Source organism: Amycolatopsis sp. NPDC004368, assembly GCF_053602515.1.
In genome coordinates this window covers 13,252-33,656 of the sequence record NZ_JBSGDT010000041.1, presented here as the reverse complement: position 1 = coordinate 33,656, position 20,405 = coordinate 13,252, and the positions used below count along the sequence as shown (strand labels likewise).

Below are 20,405 nucleotides of genomic sequence, written 5' to 3'. Positions count from 1 at the left end.
GATCAGCCTTTCACCGCGCCGGACATCCCGGACACCAGCCGGCGCTGCACCAACACGAAGAACACCAGCACCGGGATCGTCATGAGAGTCGACGACGCCATAACCGCGCCCCAATCGGTGTCCTCCGGTTTGAAGAACACCAGGATGGCCTGCGGCAGCGTCTGGTTCTCGGTTTTGGAGATGATGAACGTCTTCGCGAACAGGAAGTCGTTCCACGCGTGGATGAACGCCAGCACGCTCACCGCTACCAGCCCCGGTGCCACGAGCGGGAACAGGATCTGCCACGTGAACCGCATCCGCGAAGCCCCATCCAGCTTCGCCGCTTCCTCCAGCTCCACCGGCACCGCCGCGACGAACCCGCGCAGCATCCAGATCGCGAACGGCAGGCTGAACGCCAGGTGCACCAGCACGAGTGAGCCCAGCTCGTTGAGGCCGAACGCCGGCGCGACCGCGCCGATCTGGCGCATCAGGAAGAACAGCGGGATCGTCAGCGCCTCCACCGGCACCATTTGCGCCACGAGGATCATCACCAGCAGCACCGTGCGGCCGCGGAAGCGGAACCGCGTGAGCGCCACCGCCGAGAGGAACGACAGCAGCAGCGACAGCACCACCACGGCCAGGGCGACCAGCAGGCTGTTCACGAAGAACCGGCCGAAGCCCGACACCGTGAGCACACGCTGGAAGCTCTCGAGCGAAGGCGCGAGCGTCCACGGTTTCGGGTTCGCCGTCTGGATCTCACCCGCCGGCTTGAACGCCGAGAGCACCATCCAGTACAGCGGGAACGCCACCAGCCCGGCGACCACGACCGTCACGATCTCGGCCACGAGCCGGCCCGGCCGGCGCACGCGGCGAGTGCGGGGCTTCACCGTGATCACAGCCATGCCGTGCTCCGGCGCTGCGACCGGACGTACAGCCCGGTGATCGACAGGAGCAGCAGCGTCATCACGACTCCGATCGCCGAGCCGAGGCCGTACTCCTGCCCGGCGAAGGCCTGCTGGTAGGCGTAGACGTTGAGCACGAGGTTGCGCCCGGCCACGCCACCGCCGTTGGTCATCACGTAGATCTGGGTGAACACCTTGAAGTCCCAGATGATCGACTGGATCGTCGCGATCATCAGCAGTGGCCGCACCATCGGCAGCACGATCGTCCGCGTGCTGCGCCACGTCGACGCGCCGTCGAGTGAAGCGGCTTCGAGGACCTCCTCGGGAACCGCCTTGATCCCGGCGTACATCGTGACCAGCACGAAGGGGAACGAGCACCAGATCACCTCGGCGGCCACGAGCCCGAACGCGCCGAAGGTGCCGAACGTCCACGAGTGGTGCGCCATGCCGGTGAAGCCGATGCCCGAGAGCACCTCGTTCACGAGGCCGAAGTCGGTGTCGAAGAGGAACAGCCACACGTACGAGCCGGCGATCGCGGGTGTCGACCACGCGCCGAGCGCGGCGAGGAACAGCAGCGTCCGCGGCACCGCCCGCACGCGAGAGGCCAGCACCGCCAGCGCGGTGCCGACCACGAGACTGCCGACCACACAGGCGGCCGCGAACCCGACGGTCTTCGCGAGCACGTCCCAGAACTGCACGTCCTGCAGCAGCGTCGCGTAGTTGTCGAGGCCGAGGAACACCAGCGGTGCGGCACCCGCGGCCTGGGGCTGGCCGTAGTCGTAGAACGAGATCAGCACCAGCTGGTAGATCGGGTACACCAGCAGGGCCGCCAGCAGGATGCCCGCGGGCAGCAAGTAGAACATTGCCGCCCGGCCGTCCCGCCGTCGCCGGCGCGCACGGGGCGCGGGCGGGGCCGGCACGGCGACGGGCAGCCGCGACGTGACCATCAGCCGAAGTTCTTGTTCATCGCCGCGGTGGCGTCGGCGAGTGCGGCGTCGACGTCCTTGCCGCCGGTCGCGATCTGCTGCACGGCGGTGGGCAGCACGTTCTGGCTGTCGATCTTCGACCAGCCGGGTGTGCTCGGCACGAACTTCGTGCCGGCGGCGAGGGTGTCCACGAAGGGCTTGAGCGTGGGGTCGCTCGCCGCGAGCTTCTCCTGCACGCTCTTCAGCGTGGGCAGGTTGCCCATCGCGTTGTACATCTTCTCCTGGTACTTCGCCCCGGCCAGCAGCTCGGCGAACTGCACGGCGAGCCCGTGGCGCTTGCTCGCGCCGAACACGCCCAGCAGGTTGCCGCCCGCGAACGCGGGGGCGACCGAACCCGGGGTGGTGCCCGGCAGCGGCACCACGGCGTACTTGCCCTTCACCGCGCCCTGCTCGACGGCCTTGCGGTTGAAGTCACCGCCGATCGTCATGCCGGCCTTGCCGCCGGCGAACGCCGTCACGCTCTGCGTGCCGGTGAGGTTCGCGCACGCGGCGGGCGGGCAGATGTCGTCCTTGAGCAGGTTCGCGTATGCCGTGATCCCGGCCTTGGTCTGCGGCGACTCCACAGTGGACGTCCACTTGCCACCATCCGACTCGGCCACGTCACCGCCGTTGGCCCAGACGAACGGCAGGAGCGCGTAGGTGTACTTGCCGCCGGTGGAGATGCCGTAGAGGTCGGGCTTCGCGGCGCGGATCTTGCGGGCGTCGTCGGTCAGCTCCGCGAGCGTGGTGGGCGGCTTGAGACCCAGCTCGGTGAACACGTCGGTGCGGTAGTAGAGGGCGCGGATGCCGGTGTACCAGGGCAGGCCGTAGGTCTTGCCGCCCGATTTCGCCGTGTCGAGCACCGTGGGCAGGAGATCCTTGCCCTCGCTCCACGACGAGATGTCGCCCGTGAGGTCGCTCAGCGCGCCGGTCTGCGCGTAGCTCGCGACGTCGGTGTTGCCGAACTCGGCCACATCCGGGGCGTTCGAGGGATCGTTGAACGCGCCCGAGAACTTGTCGGCGCGGCCCTCGACCGGCACCCACTGCACGTCGACGTCCACGCCGGCGTGCGCGGCCTTGAACTCGGTGATGGCCTCCTTCACGGCCGCTTCCTTGGGTGCGCGGCTGGCCTCGTCGAACAGCCACACCCGCAGGGTGCCGGTCTGGTCGTCACCGCCGGCCGCGGCGGGCGCGGACTGGGTGGGGGCGCAGCCGGCCAGCAGGGCCAGCGCGGCGAACGCGGTGATGCTGCGACGGATTCTCATCGTTGAGCTCCCAGAGGGTAGGGCTCGCCACGCGGCGGACCGGTCGGTCTGCCGCGCCACGAGCGACGCCGGGTCAGGCGAAGAAAACTGAGTTGACCGAGGGCACGGCGAGCGAGCCGGCGACCGCGCCGGGCCGGCCCGTGGCCGGGTCGCGGGGCAGCCAGGTGACGGTGCCCGAACGCTGGTTGGACACGTAGAACCAGCGTTCGTCGGGCGAGAGCGCGAGGTGACGCGGCCAGTTGCCCCCGGTGTCCACACTGGACACCAGCTTCAAGGTGGTGCCGCCGCCGGACACCGCGAACGTGGCGATCGTGTTCGGGCCGCGCACGGTGGCGTGGACGAACCTCGCGTCCTTCGAGACGGTGATCTCGCCCGGGAACAGGTCGCCGGTGCTCCCGGTGGGCACGGCCGGGACGACCGCCAGCGGTGTGAGCCGGCCCGCCGCCGCGTCCCAGGACAGCACGGTGATCTCCGGCCGCAGCTCCTGTGCGAGGTAGGCGTAGCGGCCGTTCGGGTGGAACGCCAGGTGCCGCGGCCCGGCGCCGGACGGGAGCGTGACCTGCTGGTGCAGCGCGAGTTTCCCGCTGCCGATGTCGAGCGAGTACACGTAGACCGAGTCGGCGCCGAGGTCCACGGACAGCACCCACCGGCCGGTCGGGTCGTTGACCACCTGGTGGGCGTGCGCGTCGCGCTCGGCGCCGGTGTGCTGCTGCAGATCCGTGGCCTGGCCGAGCTCGCCGCCCGCGAGGATCGGCAGCACGACCACGCTGCCCGAGCCGTAGTTGGCCGCCAGCACGAACTTCTGGCTGCTGTGCACGCACAGGTGCGTCGGCGCGCTGCCGTGCGACGACACGGAGCCGAGCAGCTTCGGGTTGGTGGCCGTGGTGACGTCGAGGGCGGAGATCGCGCCGTTCGGGTCACCCTCGTTGGTCACGTACAGCGTGCGGCCGTCGCGGCTGCGGTCGAACCACGACGCGTCGGGCACTCCGGCCACGGTGCGCACCGGGGCGAGCGCGGAACCCGAACGGCTCACCACGTCGAGACCGTGCCCGGCGGGTGGCGTGCTGGTGTAGCTGCCGACGTACGCCGTGGTTGCGTCGGCTCGCGGGCAGCCGAGCGGTGCCGCGTTCGCGAGCTGCGCGCCGAGCACGGTGCCGAGGCCGGCGGCGCCGGTGGCACCGAGGAACGTGCGACGGGAAAGTCCTGCCATCGTGGTTTCTCCCGAGAGGTGAGGGGACCGGTCAGGTGGATCAGGCAGCTGGGGGTTCAGTTGGTTCGATCTATGGTTCAGACCACTGCCATGATCAATGCTGCCACGGCGAAGCCGCTCACGGAAAGGACTGTTTCGAGCGCGGTCCACGTTTTCAGCGTCTGGGGCACGGAAAGGCCGAAGTAGCGCGACACGATCCAGAACCCGCCGTCGTTCACGTGGGAGGCGATGATCGAGCCCGCGGAGATCGCGATCACGATCAGGGCCAGCTGCGGCTGGGAGTAGTGCAGCTCCACCACCGTCGGTGCGACGATGCCGCTGGTGGTCACGATCGCGACCGTCGCCGAGCCCTGCGCGATGCGCATGCCGCAGCTGATGATGTAGGCGGCGAGGATCACCGGCAAGCCCGCGTCGCCGAGTGAACCCGCCACGGCCTTGCCGATGCCGGTCGCGGAGAGCACGGCCCCGAAGAAGGAACCGGCGCCGACCACCAGCAGGATCATCGCGACCGGCCGCAGCGCGTTCGTCGACAGCTGCGCGAGGTCCGCCCCGGTCATGCCGCGGCGGCGGCCCAGCAGCCAAGACGCGAGCAGCGTCGCGATCGTCAGCGCGATGGCCGGGGTGCCCAGGAAGGCCGCAACCGCGGCGGTACCGGAGTTCTTGGGCAGCACGATGCTGCCGAACGTGCCCACGAGGATCAGCACCAGCGGAATCGCGATGATGCCGCTGACCAGCCCCAGCGACGGCGGGTCGGTCACCTCTTCGTCGTCGTCGCCTGCGAGCTTCGCGAACTCCTCCGCGAGCGGCACGTTCACGCGCTTGCCGATCCACGTCGAGTACAGGATGCCGCCGACGAACCAAGCGGGGATGCCGCAGAGGGCACCCATCAGGATGAGCCAGCCGAGGTCCACGTGCAGCAGCCCGGCGGCCGCGACCGGCCCGGGATGCGGCGGGATGAACGCGTGGGTGATCGACAGACCCGCCAGCAGCGGCATGGCGTACAGCACGATCGAGCGGCCGCCCTGCTTGGCCGCGGCGTAGACCAGGGGCGCGAGCACGAAGATGCCGATGTCGAAGAACACCGGGATGCCGAAGATCAGACCGGACAGGCCCATCGCGAGCGGTGCGCGTTTCTCGCCGAACGCTCGCAGCAGTGCCGAGGTGAGCACGCGGGCGCCGCCGGAGCGTTCGAGAATCGACCCGAGCAGCGTGCCGAGGCCGATGATCGCCGTGATGTGCCCCAGGATGCTGCCGAACCCCTTTTCCAGCAAGGAGTCCGACGTCTTCTGCGCGGTGCCCACCAGCGTGCCGACCGGCAGCCCGGCGGCCAGCGCGGTCAGCACGCCCACCACGATCAGCGCGATGAACGGTTCGACCTTGACCTTGATGATGAGCACGAGCAGAACGGCGATGGACACCGCCGCGAGCGTGAGCAGACCGCCGGTCGTGGTCTGCAGCCAGTGGATCATCGGCCCCTCCCGGGGTGACGAAGGGAATGGCCGGCGAGGGCGCCGGTGGGGTGGGTGTCCTCGATCGCGGCGACGCCGTTCACGAAGACGTGGGAGATTCCCGTGGCGGGCTGCCGCGGGTTGTCGAACGTCGCGGTGTCGGTGATCGTGGCGGGATCGAACAACACCAGATCGGCCGCGTACCCGGGGCGGACGAAGCCCCGGTCGGCGAGCCGCAGCCGCCGCGCCGCGCGCCCGGTGAGGTGCGCGACGCAGTCGGCCAGCCCGAGCACGCCCAGTTCACGGACGTAGCGGGCGAGATAGCGGGGGAACGTGCCCCAGGCCCGCGGGTGCGGCCGGTTGCCGACGAGCAGACCGTCGGAGCCGCCGGTGTGCGTGCGGTGGCGCATGATGGCCTGCACGTTCTCCTCGTGCCCGATGTGCATGAGGCATGAAGTGCCGAGCCGCTCGTCGACCAACGTGGCGAAGTACAGCTCGCTGGGCGCTTTGCCTTGCCGACGCGCGGATTCGGCGACGCTGTGGCCCACCAGCCCGGCGTTCTCGGGGCGGCGCACGCCGTTGATCTCGATGCCGGACCAGTCGATGGGCACGCCGTGGGCGCCGTCCGAACCGGTCTCCTCGATCTCCACGCGCATGCGTTCGCGGGTGTCCGCATCGGACAGTCGTGCGAGTGTCGCGTCGAGCCCGCCCTCGGTGGCCCAGCTCGGCAGCAGTGCCGACAGGTAGGTGGCGCCCGGCAGGTACGGGTAGGTGTCGAGCGTGATGTCCCCGCCCGCGTCGAGCGCGTCGTCGAGCAGCTTCAGCAGCTCGGGCGCCTTGCCCTTGTTCAAGGAGAAGTTCATCGTTGCGTGCGCCAGGTGCAGCGGGCAGTCGGCGCGGCGCGATACGTCGACCATCTCGGAGAACGCCTCCAGGGCGCCTTTGCCGTAGCTGCGGTGGTGGGGGCTGTAGTACCCGCCGTGCTCGCCGACCACGCGGCACAGCTGGACGAGCTCGGCCGTGTCCGCGTACATGCCCGGCGTGTAGGTGAGCCCCGACGACAGCCCGAAAGCACCTTCTTCGAGGCCGGTCGCGATCAGCTGCTTCATCCGGTTCAGCTCGGTCTCGGTCGCCGGCCGGTTATCCCAGCCGACGGCCAGCATGCGCACCGTGCCCTGCGGCACGAGGTAGGCGGCGTTCACGGCGATGCCCCGGTCGAGGCGGTCGAGGTACTCGCCGACCGAGCGCCAGCTCCAGTCGAAGCCGGCCGGATCGTCGTTCCAGCCGGCGAGCTGCCGGCGCAAGGCCTCGAGCACGGCGTCGTCGACGGGTGCGTACGAGAGGCCGTCCTGCCCGAGCACCTCCGTGGTCACGCCCTGCGACACCTTCGCCAGGTGATCGGGCTGGGTGAGCAGCTGCAGGTCGGAGTGCGAGTGCATGTCGACGAAGCCGGGCGCGAGCACGAGCCCGTCGGCGTCGAGCACGCGCTTTCCCGTGAGCGAGCCGGGTTCGGTGATCTCGGCGATGCGGTCGCCGGTGATCCCGACGTCGTGGCGGGTGATCGGGCCGCCGGTCCCGTCCGCGACCTCGGCGCCGCGGAAGACCAGATCCATCAGAACCACGTCCGCACGAAGTCGACGACCGTCTCGCCGTCGGTGTCCACCAGCGGCAGCAGCGGCCACTTGTCGAACGTCGTGCACGGGTGCGAAAGCCCGAGCCGCACCCAGTCGCCGATCTCGACCGGCGAACCGGCGGGCAACGCGAGGAATGCGTGCTGGTCGTTGAGCTTCGTGACGGTGTGCCCGCGCAGCTCGGTGACGACGCCGTCCTTGCGCAGCAGCTGGGGTTCCGGCATGCCCTCGTCGTAGGGGAGGTCGCGCTTGCCCGCGGTGAGCAGGGCCAGCTCGTCGGTGGGCTTCGAGGTGACCTGCGCCCAGGCGTGCAGCGCGGCGTGGAACGGTTCGACGCCGGTCAGGCGCGGGTGGACGCCGAGTGGCGAGATCTCGCGGTAGAAGCCGTCGTCGTGGGTCACGTACGCGCCGCTGCGCAGGATCGGCAGCACGTCCATCCCGGCCGGCCACGGTTTCGTGAGCTCCTGGGCCACGCGGTCGAAGTACGCGCTACCGCCGGCCGTCACGTACACCTGACCTTCGGCGAGCAGGCCCTTTTCCGTGAACGCGATCGCCGAGTCGCGCAGGGTGTCCACATAGGAACTGATCTTCGCGAGCGCGGCGTCATCGGTGTCGTGCGACAGCGCGCCTTCGTAGCCGCCGGTGCCGCGCAACCGCAGCGCCGGGCTCTTCGCGATGGCCTCGGCCACCGCCAGGGCCGTCTCCGGATCGCGCACGCCCGTGCGTCCGCCGGCGCCGCCGAGCTCGACGAGCACGTCGACCGGCCGCGCGGACCCGGCCAGTGCCTCGGTCATCAGCTCGACACCGCGCACGGAGTCGGCCCAGCACACGAACTCGAACGTCGGGTCCGCCGCCAGCTCGGCGGCGAGCCAGCGCAGGCCCGCGGGGTCCACGAGCTGGTTGGCCAGCAGGATCCGCGACACCCCGAACGCGCGGTAGATCCGCAGGTGCCCGGCGTTGGCTGCGGTCACGCCCCACGCGCCGTGGGTCAGCTGGCGGGCGAACAGCTCGGGCGCCATCGTGGTCTTGCCGTGCGGCGCCAGGGCGATCCCGTGCCGGGCGCACCACGCGGCCATGGTGGCGAGGTTGTGCTCCACCGCCGCGGCGTCGAGCACCACGAACGGGCCGAAGAAGCCGTCGGCGAACAAGTTCGCGCGCCGGGCCGCGGCCTCGTCGAGGGTGAGCCCGGCCAGCGCGGGCGTGATCGAGCGGAAGCGCCAGTCGATCTTCTCGTTCCGGCCCGCGCGGACGGCGGCGGTCAAGGCGGTGTGCTCGGAGCTGTTCATCGATTCAGACCTCGTGGGTCGCGGGAGATTGCGTATGTTGCAACGGACGTTGCGCAAAATGCGCGCAATAGGTGTAGCATCCGGTCCGCCACAGGTCAACGGGGTGACGGAACGGGGAGAAAGTCAGTGACCAGCCCGCCCGAAGTGCTCTGCATCGGGGAGTCGATGGCCCTGTTCGTGCCGGCCGAACCCGGCCCGCCCGAAGGGGTGCGCAGCTGGCTGCGCACCTTCGGGGGCGCCGAGTCGAACGTCGCGTGCCACCTGCCGGCGCTCGGGGTGCCGAGCGCTTGGGTCAGCGCGGTAGGCGACGACCCGTTCGGTCGCGCGCTGGTGCGGGAGATCGCCTCGGCCGGCGTGGACGTGAGCGGTGTCGAGACGGATCCGGCGCGGCCGACGGGCTTGTACGTCAAGGAAAGTGGTGCGCAGGGCAGCCCGGTGCGTTATTACCGCACCGGTTCGGCCGCGTCCGCGCTCGGTCCGGACCTGGCCGTGCGGCTGCGGCTGGACGGCGTGCGCGTGCTGCACCTGTCCGGGATCACGCCCGCGCTGTCGGAGAGCTGCCTGGCGCTCGTGCGCGCGTTGCTCGCCTCCCCGCGTGGCGATCGGCTGGTGTCCTTCGACGTGAACCACCGGCCCGCGCTGGGGCAGGACGTCGCCGTGCTCGGGGAGCTGGCGGGGCTCGCCGACCTCGTGCTGACCGGCGACGACGAGGCCGAACGCGTGTGGGGGACCGGTGACCCCGCGCGGCTGCGCGAGCTGCTGCCGGGCCCGCGCACGCTGGTGGTGAAACACGGCGAACGCGGCGCGACGCTCGTCGAGGGCGACGCCGCGCCGGTGTTCGAACCCGCGCTGCGCGTGGACGTCGTCGAGCCGGTCGGTGCGGGCGACGCGTTCGCGGCCGGCTTCCTCGCCGCCACCCTGCGTGGCGCGGATCCCACGACCCGGCTGCGCCGCGGCCACCTCCAGGCCGCCGCGACCCTGCTGACCCAGGACGACGTCGGCGCGCCCTTGCCCGCGGCCGTGGTGGACACGCTGCTGCGCGCGGACGCCGAGCAGTGGTGCGCGGCCCGCCTGACGGGAGAGGGTGTGGTGGTGAGGTGAGCCAGAGCCTGGACCGGGCGCTGACCGTGCTGACCGGGCTCGCCCGTGGCGCGAAGACGCTCGACGAGCTCGCCGAGGAGATCGGCGTGCACAAGACGACGGTGCTGCGCCTGTTGCGCACGCTCGAGTCGCACCACTTCGTGCGCCGCGAGGGGGCCCGGCACTACCGGCTCGGCAGCGCGCTGTTCGACCTCGCCAACCAGGCGCTGGAGGGGCTCGACGTGCGGCGCAGCTCTCACGACGCGCTCGCCGCGCTGAACACTCGCACCGGCCACACCGTGCACCTCGCGTCCTATGAGGACGGTGAGGTCGTGTACATCGACAAGTTCGAGGGCCACCACTCCGTGCGGATGTACTCGCGCATCGGCAAACGCGCGCCCCTGCACTGCACCGCCGTCGGCAAGGTGCTCGTGGCCGCGATGCCGGTGGCGCGGCGCGAGGAGATCGCGCGGTCGCTGGACTACGTGGTGCTCACGCCGAACACGATCACCTCGCCCGAGGCGTACCTGACCGAGCTGGCGCACGTCGCCGAACGCGGCTACGCCGTGGACAACGCCGAGCACGAGGACTTCATCCACTGCATCGCGGCGCCGGTGCGCGGCGCGGGCGGCGAAGTGCTGGCCGCGGCGTCGATGTCGGTGCCGAAGGTACTGCTGGACTACGAGGGCCTGCTCGCGCTCGTGCCCGAGCTGCTGGCCGCCACCGGGGAGGCTTCCGTCCACAGTGGATGGACGGGGAACGGAAAGGGGATCTGATGGGCAAGACGGCGATCACGACCGAGAAGGCGCCGAAGCCGCCGGCGAAGTTCTCGCAGGCCGTCCGCAAGGGCAACCTGCTGCAGGTCGCGGGCACGGTCGCGTTCGACCCGGCCACCGGCGCGATCGTCGGCGACGACATCGCGACGCAGACCCGGCAGGTGTTCGCGAACATCGAGGCCCTGCTCGCCGAGGCCGGTTCGAGCTGGGCCGACGCGGTGATGGTGCGCGTGTACCTCACCGACACGAGCCACTTCGCGCCGTTCAACGAGGTCTACAACGAGCTGATCGGCGAAGGTCCGCACTCGGCCCGCACCACCGTCTACGTCGGGCTGCCCGGCGGTCTCCTCGTGGAGATCGACGTGCTCTGCGTGCTGGACTGACGCCGTACGCCTGGGCTCGTCGCACTGGCGGGCCCAGGCGTTGTCGGGTCAGCCCAGCACGCTCGTGTAGGCGTTGATCGCCGGCTGGCCGCCGAGGTGCGCGTAGAGCACGTTCGACGCACCCGGGATCTCGCCGCGGCGCACCAGATCGATGAGGCCGGCCATGGACTTCCCCTCGTACACGGGGTCGGTGATCATGCCCTCGAGCCGCGCCGCCGTGCGGATCGCGTCCAGGGTGGGCTCGTCGGGGATGCCGTAGACGCCGGCGTGGTAGCGCTCGTCGAGCAGCACTTCGTCGATGCCCGGCGCGCCGATGAGCTCGGCGGTGTTCTTCGCGATGCGCGTGATCTGGTCGCGGGTCTCGGCGGGCTTCGCCGACGCGTCGATGCCGAGGATCCGCCGCGGCCGCTCGCCGAGCGCGGCGCCCGCGACCATGCCGGCCTGCGTGCTGCCGGTGACCGAGCAGACCACCACGGTGTCGAAGAAGACGCCGAGCGCGCGTTCCTGCTCTTCGAGCTCCGCGATCCAGCCGGCGAACCCGAGCCCGCCGAGCCGGTGGTCCGACGCGCCGGCCGGGATCGCGTACGGCTTCCCGCCCGCCGCGGTGACCTCCTCGAGCGCCTGCTCCCAGCTCTCCTTGAACCCGATGCCGAACCCGGCGTCGACGAGCCGCACGTCGGCACCGAGGATCCGCGACAGCTGGATGTTGCCGACCTTGTCGTGCAGCGGATCGTGCCAGTCGACCCAGCTTTCCTGCACCAGCACGGCTTTCAGCCCCGAGCGCGCCGCCGCGGCGGCGACCTGGCGCGTGTGGTTGGACTGCACGCCGCCGATGGACACGAGCGTGTCGGCACCTTGGGCGATCGCGTCGGCCACGAGGTACTCGAGCTTGCGGGTCTTGTTGCCGCCGTAGGCGAGCCCGGAGTTGAGGTCTTCGCGCTTGGCCCACACCGTCGCGCCGCCGAGGTGCTCGGTGAGGCGGTCGAGGCGGTGGACCGGCGACGGGCCGATCAGCAGCGGGAAACGCGGGAAGTCAGCGAGGCTCACAGGGTCTCCAGGGTGGCTTCGAGGTCGGACCAGATGGTGGCGGTGAGAGCGGCGGCGGTCTCGGCGTCGCCGGCTTCGATCGCGGCGATCAGTTCGGTGTGCCGCCGCACGGAGCGTTGTGCGGGCAGGGAGCTGAAGCGCGCGTACTCGAGCCGGCGCAGCAGCGGGGTGTAGCGGTCGAGCGTCGCGGCCACGGCGCGGTTGCCGCACGCGCGCACGGGCACGTCGTGCAGCTCGTCGTCGGCCGCGATCGCCGTGGCCGCGTCCCCTTCGGCCACCGCAGCGGCGAAGCGTTCGTTGGCCGCACGCATCTCGGCGACCTGCCGCGCGCCGAGCCGGGGGAGGGCCTGGCGGACGGCGAACTCGTGCAGCGCGCGCACCAGCTGCACGGCGTCGCGCACCTCGTCGCTCGCGAGGGCGGCCACCCGCGTGTAGCTCTGGGGCTTGGACTCGACGAGCCCGTCGCCGGCCAGGCGCAGCAATGCCTGGCGCACGGGGGCCCGCGACAGACCGAGCTCTTCGGCAAGGTCGGCGTCGCGCAGCGGGGTGCCCGGCGCCAGGCTGCCGTCGATGATGGCCTGGCGGATGCGGTCGTAGGCCTCGTCGCGCAGCAGCGGGCGGGTGACCTTGGGGAGCGGACTCACATCTAACATGTTAGATGTCTCGTGGACTCCGCGGCAAGGACCCCGGAACGGTGAAGGCCCGTCCGCGAGTGGGCGGACGGGCGTGAAGAAGGCGAACGGTCAGTGGACCGGGCCGGTGTACTTCTCACCCGGGCCCTGGCCCGGCGCGTCGGGGACGGCCGAGGCTTCGCGGAACGCCCTCTGCAGCGACTGCAGTCCGTCGCGCAACGGGCCGGCGTGCAGGCCCAGGTACTCTACGGACGACGTGACGAGCCCGGCCAGCGCCGTGATGAGCCGGCGGGCCTCGTCGAGGTCGCGGTGGGGCGAGGTGTCCGGGTCGGCGTCCGCCAGGCCCAGGCGTTCGGCCGCGGCCGACATCAGCATCACGGCCGCGCGGCTGATCACCTCGACGCTCGGGATGTCCTCCAGGTCGCGGACGTCCGGGGAATAGGGGGGCTGTTCGGAAGGTTGTTCTGACACGTCTGGTACCCTTCCACGAGCGACCAGCCCTCGAGGAATCGGGGGCGGCAAGTGGAGCCCCGCTCCCACCCGCGTCACCGCCTCAGGTGTCCGGGTCCGGTCTCGCCGAAGTGGTGGATGTCGGTACATCCTTCACCGCGGCGAAGTGTTCGATCCTTCGTGATCGGGCACGATCGGAGACAGAGCGGGCCCCGTGAACCGGTTGGATGCCGGTGACGGGGCCTGAGTCATTGTGGGCACCAGGTCGAGAAGAGAAGTAGTCACTCGGACCAAGGAGGCCCCATCAGCTCCGAGACACGCATCAACGAACGTATCCGGGTGCCGGAAGTCCGGCTCGTCGGACCCAACGGCGAGCAGGTCGGCATCGTCCGGATCGAAGATGCGCTGCGGCTGGCACAGGAGAACGATCTCGACCTCGTCGAGGTCGCGCCTCAGGCCCGCCCGCCCGTATGCAAGCTCATGGACTTCGGCAAGTTCAAGTACGAGAGCGCGCAGAAGGCCCGCGAGTCCCGCCGCAACCAGCAGTTGACCGTCATCAAGGAACAGAAGCTGCGTCCGAAGATCGACCAGCACGACTACGAGACCAAGAAGGGTCACGTGTCGCGGTTCCTGGCGGCCGGCAACAAGGTCAAGGTCACGATCATGTTCCGTGGGCGCGAGCAGTCCCGGCCGGAGCTCGGTTTCCGGCTGCTGCAGAAGCTGGCCGACGACGTGACCGAGCTGGGCTTCGTGGAGTCGTCGCCCAAGCAGGACGGTCGCAACATGATCATGGTGCTGGCCCCGCACAAGAACGTGAAGCCGAAGGTCGTGAAGGCCGAACCGGAACCGGTTCCCGAAGCCTGACGCCTCCCTCAGCGCCCAGCACAGTCAGCGGCACACCGGGGCACCGGTGTGCCGCCGCACGGAAGAGGACAGAACAACCATGCCGAAGATGAAGACGCACAGCGGTACGTCCAAGCGGATCCGCGTCACGGGCACGGGCAAGCTTCGCCGCCAGAAGGCCGGCCGTCGCCATCTGATGGAGAAGAAGTCCAACCGCCTCACCCGGCGCCTCGAGGGCACCACGGAGCTCGCCAAGACCGAAGCCGGCCGCGTCAAGCGCCTGCTCGGTATCTGAGCCCGCACTCTTTCTCACTCACCCCCGGGGTCACCTCGCCCCCCGAACCGACAGGATGGACCAGTGGCACGCGTCAAGCGGGCGGTCAACGCCCAGAAGAAGCGTCGCGCAACTCTCGAACTGGCCAGCGGCTACCGCGGCCAGCGTTCGCGGTTGTACCGCAAGGCCAAGGAGCAGACGCTTCACTCGCTCAACTACGCCTACCGCGACCGCCGTGCGCGCAAGGGTGACTTCCGCCAGCTGTGGATCACCCGCATCAACGCGGCCGCTCGTGCCAACGGCGTGACCTACAACCGGTTCATCCAGGGCCTCAAGGTCGCCGGTGTCGAGGTCGACCGCAAGATCCTCGCTGACCTCGCGGTCAACGACGCCGCCGCCTTCACCGCGCTCGCCGAGCTCGCCAAGGCGAACGTCAACACCGGCGAAGCGAAGTCGGCCTGACCGGCAGCTTTCCGCGACCCGGGGCGGATCCGTTCACCGAACGGACCCCCCGGGTCGTTGCTGCGCGCAAGCTCACGAGGCGCGCGGAACGTGAGAAAACCGGCCGTTTCCTGGCCGAAGGCGTCAACGCCGTGGAGGCCGCGCTGGCCCACGGCACCGTGTACGAACTGTTCGTCACGGAGCGCGCGGCCGCCGCGCACGCGAAGCTCGTCGCTTCGGCCGGCGTCCCCGTCTCGCTGGTGACCGACCGCGCGGCCGCGGGTCTGTCGGAAACCGTGACCCCGCAGGGGATCGTGGCGGTCTGCGCCCTGGTCGACCGTCCGGTGGAGACGGTGCTCACCGAAGCCCGTCTCGTGGTCGTCCTCGTGGACGTCGCCGAACCCGGCAACGCGGGCACCGTGATCCGCGTGGCCGACGCCGCGGGCGCCGACGCGGTGATCCTGGCCGGCGACACCGTCGATCCGCACAACGGCAAGAGCGTGCGCGCCGCCGCGGGTTCGACCTTCCACGTGCCCCTGGCGCGTGTCCGCGACGTTCCGTCGGTCCTGTCCTCGCTGCGCGCCGCCGGGCTGCGCACGCTCGCGGCCCACGGGTACGCGTCGGTTTCCCTCGAAGCGGTGACGTTCGGCGAGCCCACCGCGTGGATCTTCGGCAACGAGGCCCACGGCCTGTCCGAGCCGGTGCTGTCCTCTGTGGACGAGGCCGTGCGAATTCCCCTGTACGGCAGGGCGGAGAGCCTCAACCTGGCCACTGCCGCCGCCGTCTGCGTGTACACCTCCGCGATGGCCGCGCACCGCGGCCCCTAGTCGGCGCCGGCCTCGTTTTCCGGACGTGCTCGATCCTGCCGATCTACGCCTCCGGCCCGCCATGCCGGCCGCACTTGGCCTCGACGGCCCCGGCTTCACCAATGTCGGCGACGCGTCCATCGGTCTGCAGGTGCGTGCCACCGCGGTCGGGGTCGGCACGTCGGTGAGCCGCGTCGGCGCCGCCGTGGGCACCGTCCTGACCCCGATCCTGCTCTACCGGATCCCCGGCGAACCGCGGGCCGGGTGGTGGCAGCCGGAGCGGGCCGCCTACGCCAACCTGCACGGCATGCAGCTGCCCCGCCGGCGAGATCCCGCCTGAGTCCGGGGGCGGCCGGCGCGGGCGGGTCGCAAGCGGAGGGTGAGCGGCCGGGGCCGGTGGCCGATCCCCTAGACTGGGCTGCCCGATGTGCACGTGCGGCTGCCTGCCCGTGCGCTGCCGCCCAACCCGTCCCAGCGGACGCCGAGGAGTCATGTCCGGAGCCACAGAACAGCCGGTCGACGTGCTCGCACCGGAAACCCTGCGCGCGGCGATCAAGGCGGCCGAAGAGGCCTTCGCGGGTGCCACCGACCTGGAGGCGCTCGCCGCCGTCAAGCCGGCGCACCTCGGGGACCAGGCGCCGCTGCTGCTCGCCCGCCGGGCGATCGGCGCGCTGAGCAAGCAGGAGAAGGCCGAAGCCGGCAAGCGCGTCAACGAGGCCCGCCAGGCCGCGCAGGCCGCATTCGACGAGCGTCGCGCGGTGCTGGAAGCCGAGCGCGACGAGCACGTGCTGCGCGAAGAGGCCGTCGACGTCACGCTGCCGTGGGACCAGGTCCCGCGCGGGGCGCGCCACCCGATCGCCACCATCTCCGAGCGCGTCGCCGACGCGTTCGTCGCGATGGGGTACGAGGTCGCGGAGGGCCCCGAGCTCGAGGCCGAGTGGTTCAACTTCGACGCGCTGAACTTCGGCAAGGACCACCCGGCGCGCCAGCTGCAGGACACGTTCTACGTGGGCGAAGAGGACTCCGGGCTGGTGCTGCGCACGCACACCTCGCCCGTGCAGGCCCGCAGCCTGCTGCACCGCGAGTTGCCGGTCTACGTCGTGTGCCCGGGGCGCACCTACCGCACCGACGAGCTCGACTCCACGCACACGCCGGTGTTCACGCAGGTCGAGGGCCTGGCTGTGGACAAGGGCATCACCATGGCCCACCTCAAGGGCACGCTCGACGCCTTCGCGCGCGCGATGTTCGGCGAGAGCTCCAAGACGCGGCTGCGCCCGCACTTCTTCCCCTTCACCGAGCCGTCCGCCGAGGTGGACGTGTGGTTCGAGGAGAAGAAGGGCGGCCCCGGCTGGGTCGAGTGGGGTGGTTGCGGCATGGTCAACCCCAACGTGCTGCGCGCGTGCGGCGTCGATCCCGAGGTGTACTCGGGTTTCGCGTTCGGCATGGGCATCGAGCGCACCCTGCAGTTCCGCAACGGCATCCCGGACATGCGCGACATGGTCGAAGGCGACGTCCGGTTCACCCTTCCCTTCGGAACGGAGGCGTAGTGCGAGTCCCGGTGAGCTGGCTGACCGAGCACCTCGACGTGGGTGACGAGGTCACGCCCCAGGACCTGGCCGACGCCTTCGTGCGGATCGGGATCGAGGTCGACGAGCTGAGCGAGCTCGGCCCGGTGACCGGCCCGCTCGTGGTCGGGCGCGTCGCCGAGATCGAGGAGCTCACGGGTTTCAAGAAGCCCGTGCGGTTCTGCCGCGTCGAGGTCGGCGAGGAGCCGGAGTCCGAAGAGGACACCGCCGCGGCGGGCTCCGACGACGAGGACGAGGACGACGACGAGGGCCCGATCGAGAACGAGGGCCCCCACGGCATCAAGACCCGCGGTATCGTCTGCGGCGCGAGCAACTTCGCCGAGGGCGACCTCGTCGTCGTGGCGCTGCCGGGCGTCGTGCTGCCCGGCGATTTCTCGATCGCCGCGCGCAAGACGTACGGCAAGGTCAGCGACGGCATGATCTGCTCCGCAAAGGAGCTCGGCCTCGGCGACGACCACACCGGCATCCTCGTGCTGCCGCCAGGCACCGCCAGCCCGGGCGACGACGCGATCGCGCTGCTGGGCCTGACCGACACCGTCATCGAGGTCACGCCGACCCCCGACCGTGGCTACGCGCTGTCGATCCGCGGCCTCGCGCGCGAGCTGTCCAACGCCCTCGACGTGCCCTTCGGCGACCCGGCGATGCTGGAGGTCCCGGAGGCCGAGGGCGACGCGTGGCCGGTGCGGGTCGAGGACCCGGAGGGCTGCCCGCGGTTCGTGCTGCGGCGGGTGACCGGCCTCGACGCCACGGCGCCGTCGCCGTGGTGGATGCGCCGCCGGCTCATGCTGGCGGGGATCCGCTCGATCTCGCTGGCCGTCGACGTCACCAACTACGTGATGCTCGAGCTCGGCCACCCGCTCCACGCGTTCGCGACCACCGCCATCCAGGGCGACCTGGTGGTGCGGCGCGCCGAGGCGGGGGAGAAGCTGACCACTTTGGACGACGTCGTGCGCACGCTCGACGCCGACGACATCGTGATCGCCGACGACTCCGGCGTGATCTCGCTCGCGGGCACCATGGGTGGCGCGAGCACGGAGATCACCCCGGAAAGCACCGACGTGCTCCTCGAAGCGGCGCACTGGAACCCCGCGTCGATCAGCCGCACCGCGCGCCGGCACAAGCTGTTCTCCGAGGCGGCGAAGCGGTTCGAGCGCTTCACCGACCCGGCGCTGTGCGCGGCCGCGGTCGAGCTGGCCGCGCGGCTGCTGCGCCAGTACGGCGAGGGCGCGATCCAGCCCGGCCGCACCGACGAGGGTGGCGTCACCCCGCTCGCGCCGGTCACCATGCCGATCAACCTGCCGGACCAGGTGGCGGGCGTGCGCTACGAGCGCGGCGTCACCGTCCGGCGGCTCACGCAGATCGGCTGCAAGGTCCAGGTCAGCACCAGCGACGCCGGGATCTCGTCGGTCACCGCGACCCCGCCCAGCTGGCGCGCCGACCTCGTGCAGCCCGCCGACCTCGTCGAAGAGGTCCTGCGGCTCGAGGGCTACGAGAGCATCCCGTCGGTTCTGCCGGCGGCGCCCGCGGGCCGCGGCCTCACCGAGGAGCAGAAGCGCCGCCGCGGCGTGGCCCGCGCCCTGGCCGAGGCCGGCCACGTCGAGGTCCTGCCCTTCCCGTTCGTCGGCGACTCGGTGTGGGACGACTTCGGCCTGCCCGAAGACGACGTGCGCCGCAAGACCGTCCGCGTGCGCAACCCGCTCGAAGCCGACCGCGACCGCATGTCGACCACCCTCCTGCCCGGCCTGCTCGACACGCTGCAGCGCAACGTGTCCCGCGGCATGAAGGACGTGTCGCTCTTCCACATCGGCCAGGTCGTGCTGCCGAAGCCGCACCAGCTGAAGGTGCCGGACCTCGGCGTCGACCACCGGCCGAGCGACGAGGAGCTCGCCGTGCTGGAGGCCGCCGTGCCCGCCCAGCCCGTGCACGTCGCCGTCGTGCTCACCGGCCAGCGCCGCCGCGCCGGCTGGTGGGGCAAGGGCGAACCGGCCGGCTGGGCCGACGCCGTGGAGGCCGCCCGCCTGGTCGCCGAGGCCGCCGGCGTGGAGCTCACGGTCCAGGCCGCGGACCTGCCGCCGTGGCACCCGGGCCGCTGCGCCCAGCTGCGCGTGGGCGACTGGCCGATCGGCCACGCGGGCGAGCTGCATCCCAAGGTCGTCGAGGCACTGGGGCTGCCACCCCGCACGGTCGCCATGGAGCTCGACCTGGACGCCATCCCGCTCCCGGACTCCCGCCCGGCGCCGAGCGTCTCGGCCTACCCGCCGGTCCTGCTGGACGTCGCCCTGGTCGCCTCGGCCGACGTCCCCTCGGCCGACCTCGCCGACGTCCTGCGCACCGCCGCCGGCGACCTCCTCGAAGACATCACCCTCTTCGACGCCTACACCGGCACCCAAGTCGGCGAAGGCAACCGTTCCCTGGCCTACAAGCTCCGCTTCCGGGCCCCGGACCGCACCCTGACCGTCGACGAGGCCACCCAGGCCCGCGACACCGCCGTCGCCGCCGCTGGCGCCCGCTTCGGCGCCACGCTGCGCGCCTGACCCCGCACGGCACCTGACGGACCTCGGTCCCGTGGGCCGGAGACACCGCCTCACCGCGGAGTTTCCGGCCCATTGCCGTTTCTCCGTAGTCGGCGTTTCCCCTCGGTGCCCGCTCCGAGCGCCCACCTGGGCGCTTCTGCTCCGTCGCTGTTCTCCCTTCGTTCAGCCGATCGCGGTCAAGTCAGGTTCTTCAAGGCCTCCCGTGTGGACAGTGGTGACAGACCGGGATGGTCACGCACGAACGTACGCACCCAGTCCGGGTCTGTTTTCGCGTGGTCACGCAGCGCCCAGCCGATCCCCTTCCGCAGGAAGAAATCCGGATCGGCGACGTTGGCCTCGATCGCCGTCGTCAGCAGTGCGCGGTCGACGTCCGCCTTCGCCGACACTTGGCAGATGACGGCAGCGCGGCGGCGCCAGCGGTCGGGGTCGGCGGCCCACCGCAGCAGTACGGGCGTGACGTCGGCGCGGTACTGCCGCAGGATCGGGCCGACGCGGCGGATCGCGACCTCGTCGACGAAATCCCACCACGCACCGTCCACGATCAGTTCGTCGTAGAGGTCCAGCAGGGCCGGGTCCTGCCACCGCCGGTACGCGCGGTGGCCCGACAGGTCGATCGCCGCGTAGCGCTCCTCGCGGAATTCGGCGGTGCGCCAGAGGACCAGCACCGTCCTTGAAAAACTCACCCGATCGGGCAGCACGTGGGTGGTGAGAACGGCCTTCATCAGCGCGGCACGATCGGGTTTGGCCACGCCGCGAAACGGCATCGCCGATTTCATGTACGCCTGCATGGCCGGCGCTTTCGCCGGGTCCGCGAGGTCGGCGAGTCCTGTTCGGACGGCCGAGATCAACGCCGTGTCCACACCCATC

21 protein-coding genes are annotated in these 20,405 nt (G+C 71.0%); 10 read left to right on the top strand and 11 right to left on the bottom strand.

What is annotated here, in order from left to right; all coding sequences use genetic code 11:
• Nucleotides 1-2: 2 nt before the first annotated feature.
• From ACWEOE_RS36155 to ACWEOE_RS36125, 7 genes are all read right to left on the bottom strand, one after another.
• A complete protein-coding gene (locus tag ACWEOE_RS36155; protein ID WP_452017296.1) occupies nucleotides 3-881 on the bottom strand; it encodes a carbohydrate ABC transporter permease in 879 nt (292 codons plus the stop codon).
• Entirely contained in the window at nucleotides 872-1,828 is a 957-nt protein-coding gene (locus ACWEOE_RS36150; protein WP_452017294.1) for a carbohydrate ABC transporter permease, read from the bottom strand. Before ACWEOE_RS36150 ends, ACWEOE_RS36155 begins: the two co-directional genes overlap by 10 nt.
• Nucleotides 1,828-3,111 carry an extracellular solute-binding protein gene (locus ACWEOE_RS36145; RefSeq protein ID WP_452017292.1) on the bottom strand — a complete coding sequence of 428 codons (1,284 nt, stop codon included), beginning with the start codon at nucleotides 3,109-3,111 and terminating at the stop codon, nucleotides 1,828-1,830. Before ACWEOE_RS36145 ends, ACWEOE_RS36150 begins: the two co-directional genes overlap by 1 nt.
• A 73-nt stretch (nucleotides 3,112-3,184) precedes the next feature.
• Nucleotides 3,185-4,321 carry a lactonase family protein gene (locus ACWEOE_RS36140; RefSeq protein ID WP_452017290.1) on the bottom strand — a complete coding sequence of 379 codons (1,137 nt, stop codon included), beginning with the start codon at nucleotides 4,319-4,321 and terminating at the stop codon, nucleotides 3,185-3,187.
• A gap of 77 nt (nucleotides 4,322-4,398) precedes the next feature.
• On the bottom strand, nucleotides 4,399-5,790 hold the full coding sequence (locus ACWEOE_RS36135; protein WP_452017288.1) for a GntP family permease: 1,392 nt from the start codon (nucleotides 5,788-5,790) through the stop codon (nucleotides 4,399-4,401).
• Entirely contained in the window at nucleotides 5,787-7,382 is a 1,596-nt protein-coding gene (locus tag ACWEOE_RS36130) for an N-acyl-D-amino-acid deacylase family protein (protein WP_452017287.1), read from the bottom strand. The genes ACWEOE_RS36135 and ACWEOE_RS36130 overlap by 4 nt, the downstream gene beginning before the upstream one ends.
• Nucleotides 7,382-8,686 (bottom strand): amino acid deaminase, encoded by a 1,305-nt coding sequence (locus ACWEOE_RS36125; RefSeq protein WP_452017285.1) that lies wholly within the window; start codon nucleotides 8,684-8,686, stop codon nucleotides 7,382-7,384. The genes ACWEOE_RS36130 and ACWEOE_RS36125 overlap by 1 nt, the downstream gene beginning before the upstream one ends.
• A gap of 126 nt (nucleotides 8,687-8,812) precedes the next feature.
• Here ACWEOE_RS36125 and ACWEOE_RS36120 point away from each other — a divergent pair, with 126 nt between their 5' ends.
• The 3 genes from ACWEOE_RS36120 to ACWEOE_RS36110 are packed head-to-tail and all read left to right on the top strand — an operon-like array spanning nucleotide 8,813 to nucleotide 10,925.
• Nucleotides 8,813-9,787: a sugar kinase gene (locus tag ACWEOE_RS36120; protein WP_452017283.1), complete on the top strand. Its 975-nt coding sequence runs from the start codon at nucleotides 8,813-8,815 to the stop codon at nucleotides 9,785-9,787.
• The gene (locus tag ACWEOE_RS36115) at nucleotides 9,784-10,542 is read left to right on the top strand and encodes an IclR family transcriptional regulator (RefSeq protein ID WP_452017281.1); all 759 of its coding nucleotides are present in this window, start codon (nucleotides 9,784-9,786) and stop codon (nucleotides 10,540-10,542) included. The genes ACWEOE_RS36120 and ACWEOE_RS36115 overlap by 4 nt, the downstream gene beginning before the upstream one ends.
• Nucleotides 10,542-10,925, top strand: coding sequence for a RidA family protein (locus ACWEOE_RS36110; protein WP_452017279.1), 384 nt, complete (start codon nucleotides 10,542-10,544; stop codon nucleotides 10,923-10,925). Before ACWEOE_RS36115 ends, ACWEOE_RS36110 begins: the two co-directional genes overlap by 1 nt.
• A gap of 48 nt (nucleotides 10,926-10,973) precedes the next feature.
• Here the strand turns inward: ACWEOE_RS36110 and ACWEOE_RS36105 are convergent, their stop codons facing one another.
• The 3 genes from ACWEOE_RS36105 to ACWEOE_RS36095 form a co-directional block, all read right to left on the bottom strand.
• Entirely contained in the window at nucleotides 10,974-11,972 is a 999-nt protein-coding gene (locus tag ACWEOE_RS36105; RefSeq protein ID WP_452017277.1) for a 1-aminocyclopropane-1-carboxylate deaminase, read from the bottom strand.
• On the bottom strand, nucleotides 11,969-12,616 hold the full coding sequence (locus tag ACWEOE_RS36100; protein WP_452017275.1) for a GntR family transcriptional regulator: 648 nt from the start codon (nucleotides 12,614-12,616) through the stop codon (nucleotides 11,969-11,971). The genes ACWEOE_RS36105 and ACWEOE_RS36100 overlap by 4 nt, the downstream gene beginning before the upstream one ends.
• 99 nt (nucleotides 12,617-12,715) lie before the next feature.
• Nucleotides 12,716-13,075 carry a DUF1844 domain-containing protein gene (locus ACWEOE_RS36095; RefSeq protein ID WP_452017273.1) on the bottom strand — a complete coding sequence of 120 codons (360 nt, stop codon included), beginning with the start codon at nucleotides 13,073-13,075 and terminating at the stop codon, nucleotides 12,716-12,718.
• Nucleotides 13,076-13,297: 222 nt separating this feature from the next.
• Here ACWEOE_RS36095 and infC point away from each other — a divergent pair, with 222 nt between their 5' ends.
• From infC to pheT, 7 genes are all read left to right on the top strand, one after another.
• Nucleotides 13,298-13,918 carry a translation initiation factor IF-3 gene (gene infC, locus ACWEOE_RS36090; RefSeq protein WP_452017360.1) on the top strand — a complete coding sequence of 207 codons (621 nt, stop codon included), beginning with the start codon at nucleotides 13,298-13,300 and terminating at the stop codon, nucleotides 13,916-13,918.
• Between the two features lie 79 nt (nucleotides 13,919-13,997).
• Nucleotides 13,998-14,192: a 50S ribosomal protein L35 gene (gene rpmI / locus ACWEOE_RS36085; RefSeq protein WP_086672342.1), complete on the top strand. Its 195-nt coding sequence runs from the start codon at nucleotides 13,998-14,000 to the stop codon at nucleotides 14,190-14,192.
• Nucleotides 14,193-14,255: 63 nt separating this feature from the next.
• A complete protein-coding gene (rplT, locus tag ACWEOE_RS36080) occupies nucleotides 14,256-14,633 on the top strand; it encodes a 50S ribosomal protein L20 (protein WP_220241958.1) in 378 nt (125 codons plus the stop codon).
• Nucleotides 14,630-15,439: a TrmH family RNA methyltransferase gene (locus ACWEOE_RS36075; protein ID WP_452017358.1), complete on the top strand. Its 810-nt coding sequence runs from the start codon at nucleotides 14,630-14,632 to the stop codon at nucleotides 15,437-15,439. Before rplT ends, ACWEOE_RS36075 begins: the two co-directional genes overlap by 4 nt.
• A gap of 61 nt (nucleotides 15,440-15,500) precedes the next feature.
• On the top strand, nucleotides 15,501-15,758 hold the full coding sequence (locus ACWEOE_RS36070) for a hypothetical protein (protein WP_452017270.1): 258 nt from the start codon (nucleotides 15,501-15,503) through the stop codon (nucleotides 15,756-15,758).
• A gap of 151 nt (nucleotides 15,759-15,909) precedes the next feature.
• On the top strand, nucleotides 15,910-16,965 hold the full coding sequence (pheS, locus tag ACWEOE_RS36065; RefSeq protein ID WP_452017268.1) for a phenylalanine--tRNA ligase subunit alpha: 1,056 nt from the start codon (nucleotides 15,910-15,912) through the stop codon (nucleotides 16,963-16,965).
• Nucleotides 16,965-19,538, top strand: a complete 2,574-nt coding sequence (gene pheT / locus ACWEOE_RS36060) for a phenylalanine--tRNA ligase subunit beta (RefSeq protein ID WP_452017266.1) — start codon at nucleotides 16,965-16,967, stop codon at nucleotides 19,536-19,538. Before pheS ends, pheT begins: the two co-directional genes overlap by 1 nt.
• Before the next feature lie 176 nt (nucleotides 19,539-19,714).
• Here the strand turns inward: pheT and ACWEOE_RS36055 are convergent, their stop codons facing one another.
• Nucleotides 19,715-20,404: a DNA alkylation repair protein gene (locus ACWEOE_RS36055; protein ID WP_452017264.1), complete on the bottom strand. Its 690-nt coding sequence runs from the start codon at nucleotides 20,402-20,404 to the stop codon at nucleotides 19,715-19,717.
• Between the last annotated feature and the right edge of the window lies 1 nt (nucleotide 20,405).

What these genes read in the sequence shown, in the direction of transcription:
- ACWEOE_RS36155 (WP_452017296.1), bottom strand. Translation starts at nt 881, where the DNA reads ATGGCTGTGATCACGGTGAAGCCCCGCACTCGCCGCGTGCGCCGGCCG.
- ACWEOE_RS36150 (WP_452017294.1), bottom strand. Translation starts at nt 1,828, where the DNA reads ATGGTCACGTCGCGGCTGCCCGTCGCCGTGCCGGCCCCGCCCGCGCCC.
- ACWEOE_RS36145 (WP_452017292.1), bottom strand. Translation starts at nt 3,111, where the DNA reads ATGAGAATCCGTCGCAGCATCACCGCGTTCGCCGCGCTGGCCCTGCTG.
- ACWEOE_RS36140 (WP_452017290.1), bottom strand. Translation starts at nt 4,321, where the DNA reads ATGGCAGGACTTTCCCGTCGCACGTTCCTCGGTGCCACCGGCGCCGCC.
- ACWEOE_RS36135 (WP_452017288.1), bottom strand. Translation starts at nt 5,790, where the DNA reads ATGATCCACTGGCTGCAGACCACGACCGGCGGTCTGCTCACGCTCGCG.
- ACWEOE_RS36130 (WP_452017287.1), bottom strand. Translation starts at nt 7,382, where the DNA reads ATGGATCTGGTCTTCCGCGGCGCCGAGGTCGCGGACGGGACCGGCGGC.
- ACWEOE_RS36125 (WP_452017285.1), bottom strand. Translation starts at nt 8,686, where the DNA reads ATGAACAGCTCCGAGCACACCGCCTTGACCGCCGCCGTCCGCGCGGGC.
- ACWEOE_RS36110 (WP_452017279.1), top strand. Translation starts at nt 10,542, where the DNA reads ATGGGCAAGACGGCGATCACGACCGAGAAGGCGCCGAAGCCGCCGGCG.
- rpmI (WP_086672342.1), top strand. Translation starts at nt 13,998, where the DNA reads ATGCCGAAGATGAAGACGCACAGCGGTACGTCCAAGCGGATCCGCGTC.
- ACWEOE_RS36070 (WP_452017270.1), top strand. Translation starts at nt 15,501, where the DNA reads ATGCCGGCCGCACTTGGCCTCGACGGCCCCGGCTTCACCAATGTCGGC.
- pheS (WP_452017268.1), top strand. Translation starts at nt 15,910, where the DNA reads ATGTCCGGAGCCACAGAACAGCCGGTCGACGTGCTCGCACCGGAAACC.
- ACWEOE_RS36055 (WP_452017264.1), bottom strand. Translation starts at nt 20,404, where the DNA reads ATGGGTGTGGACACGGCGTTGATCTCGGCCGTCCGAACAGGACTCGCC.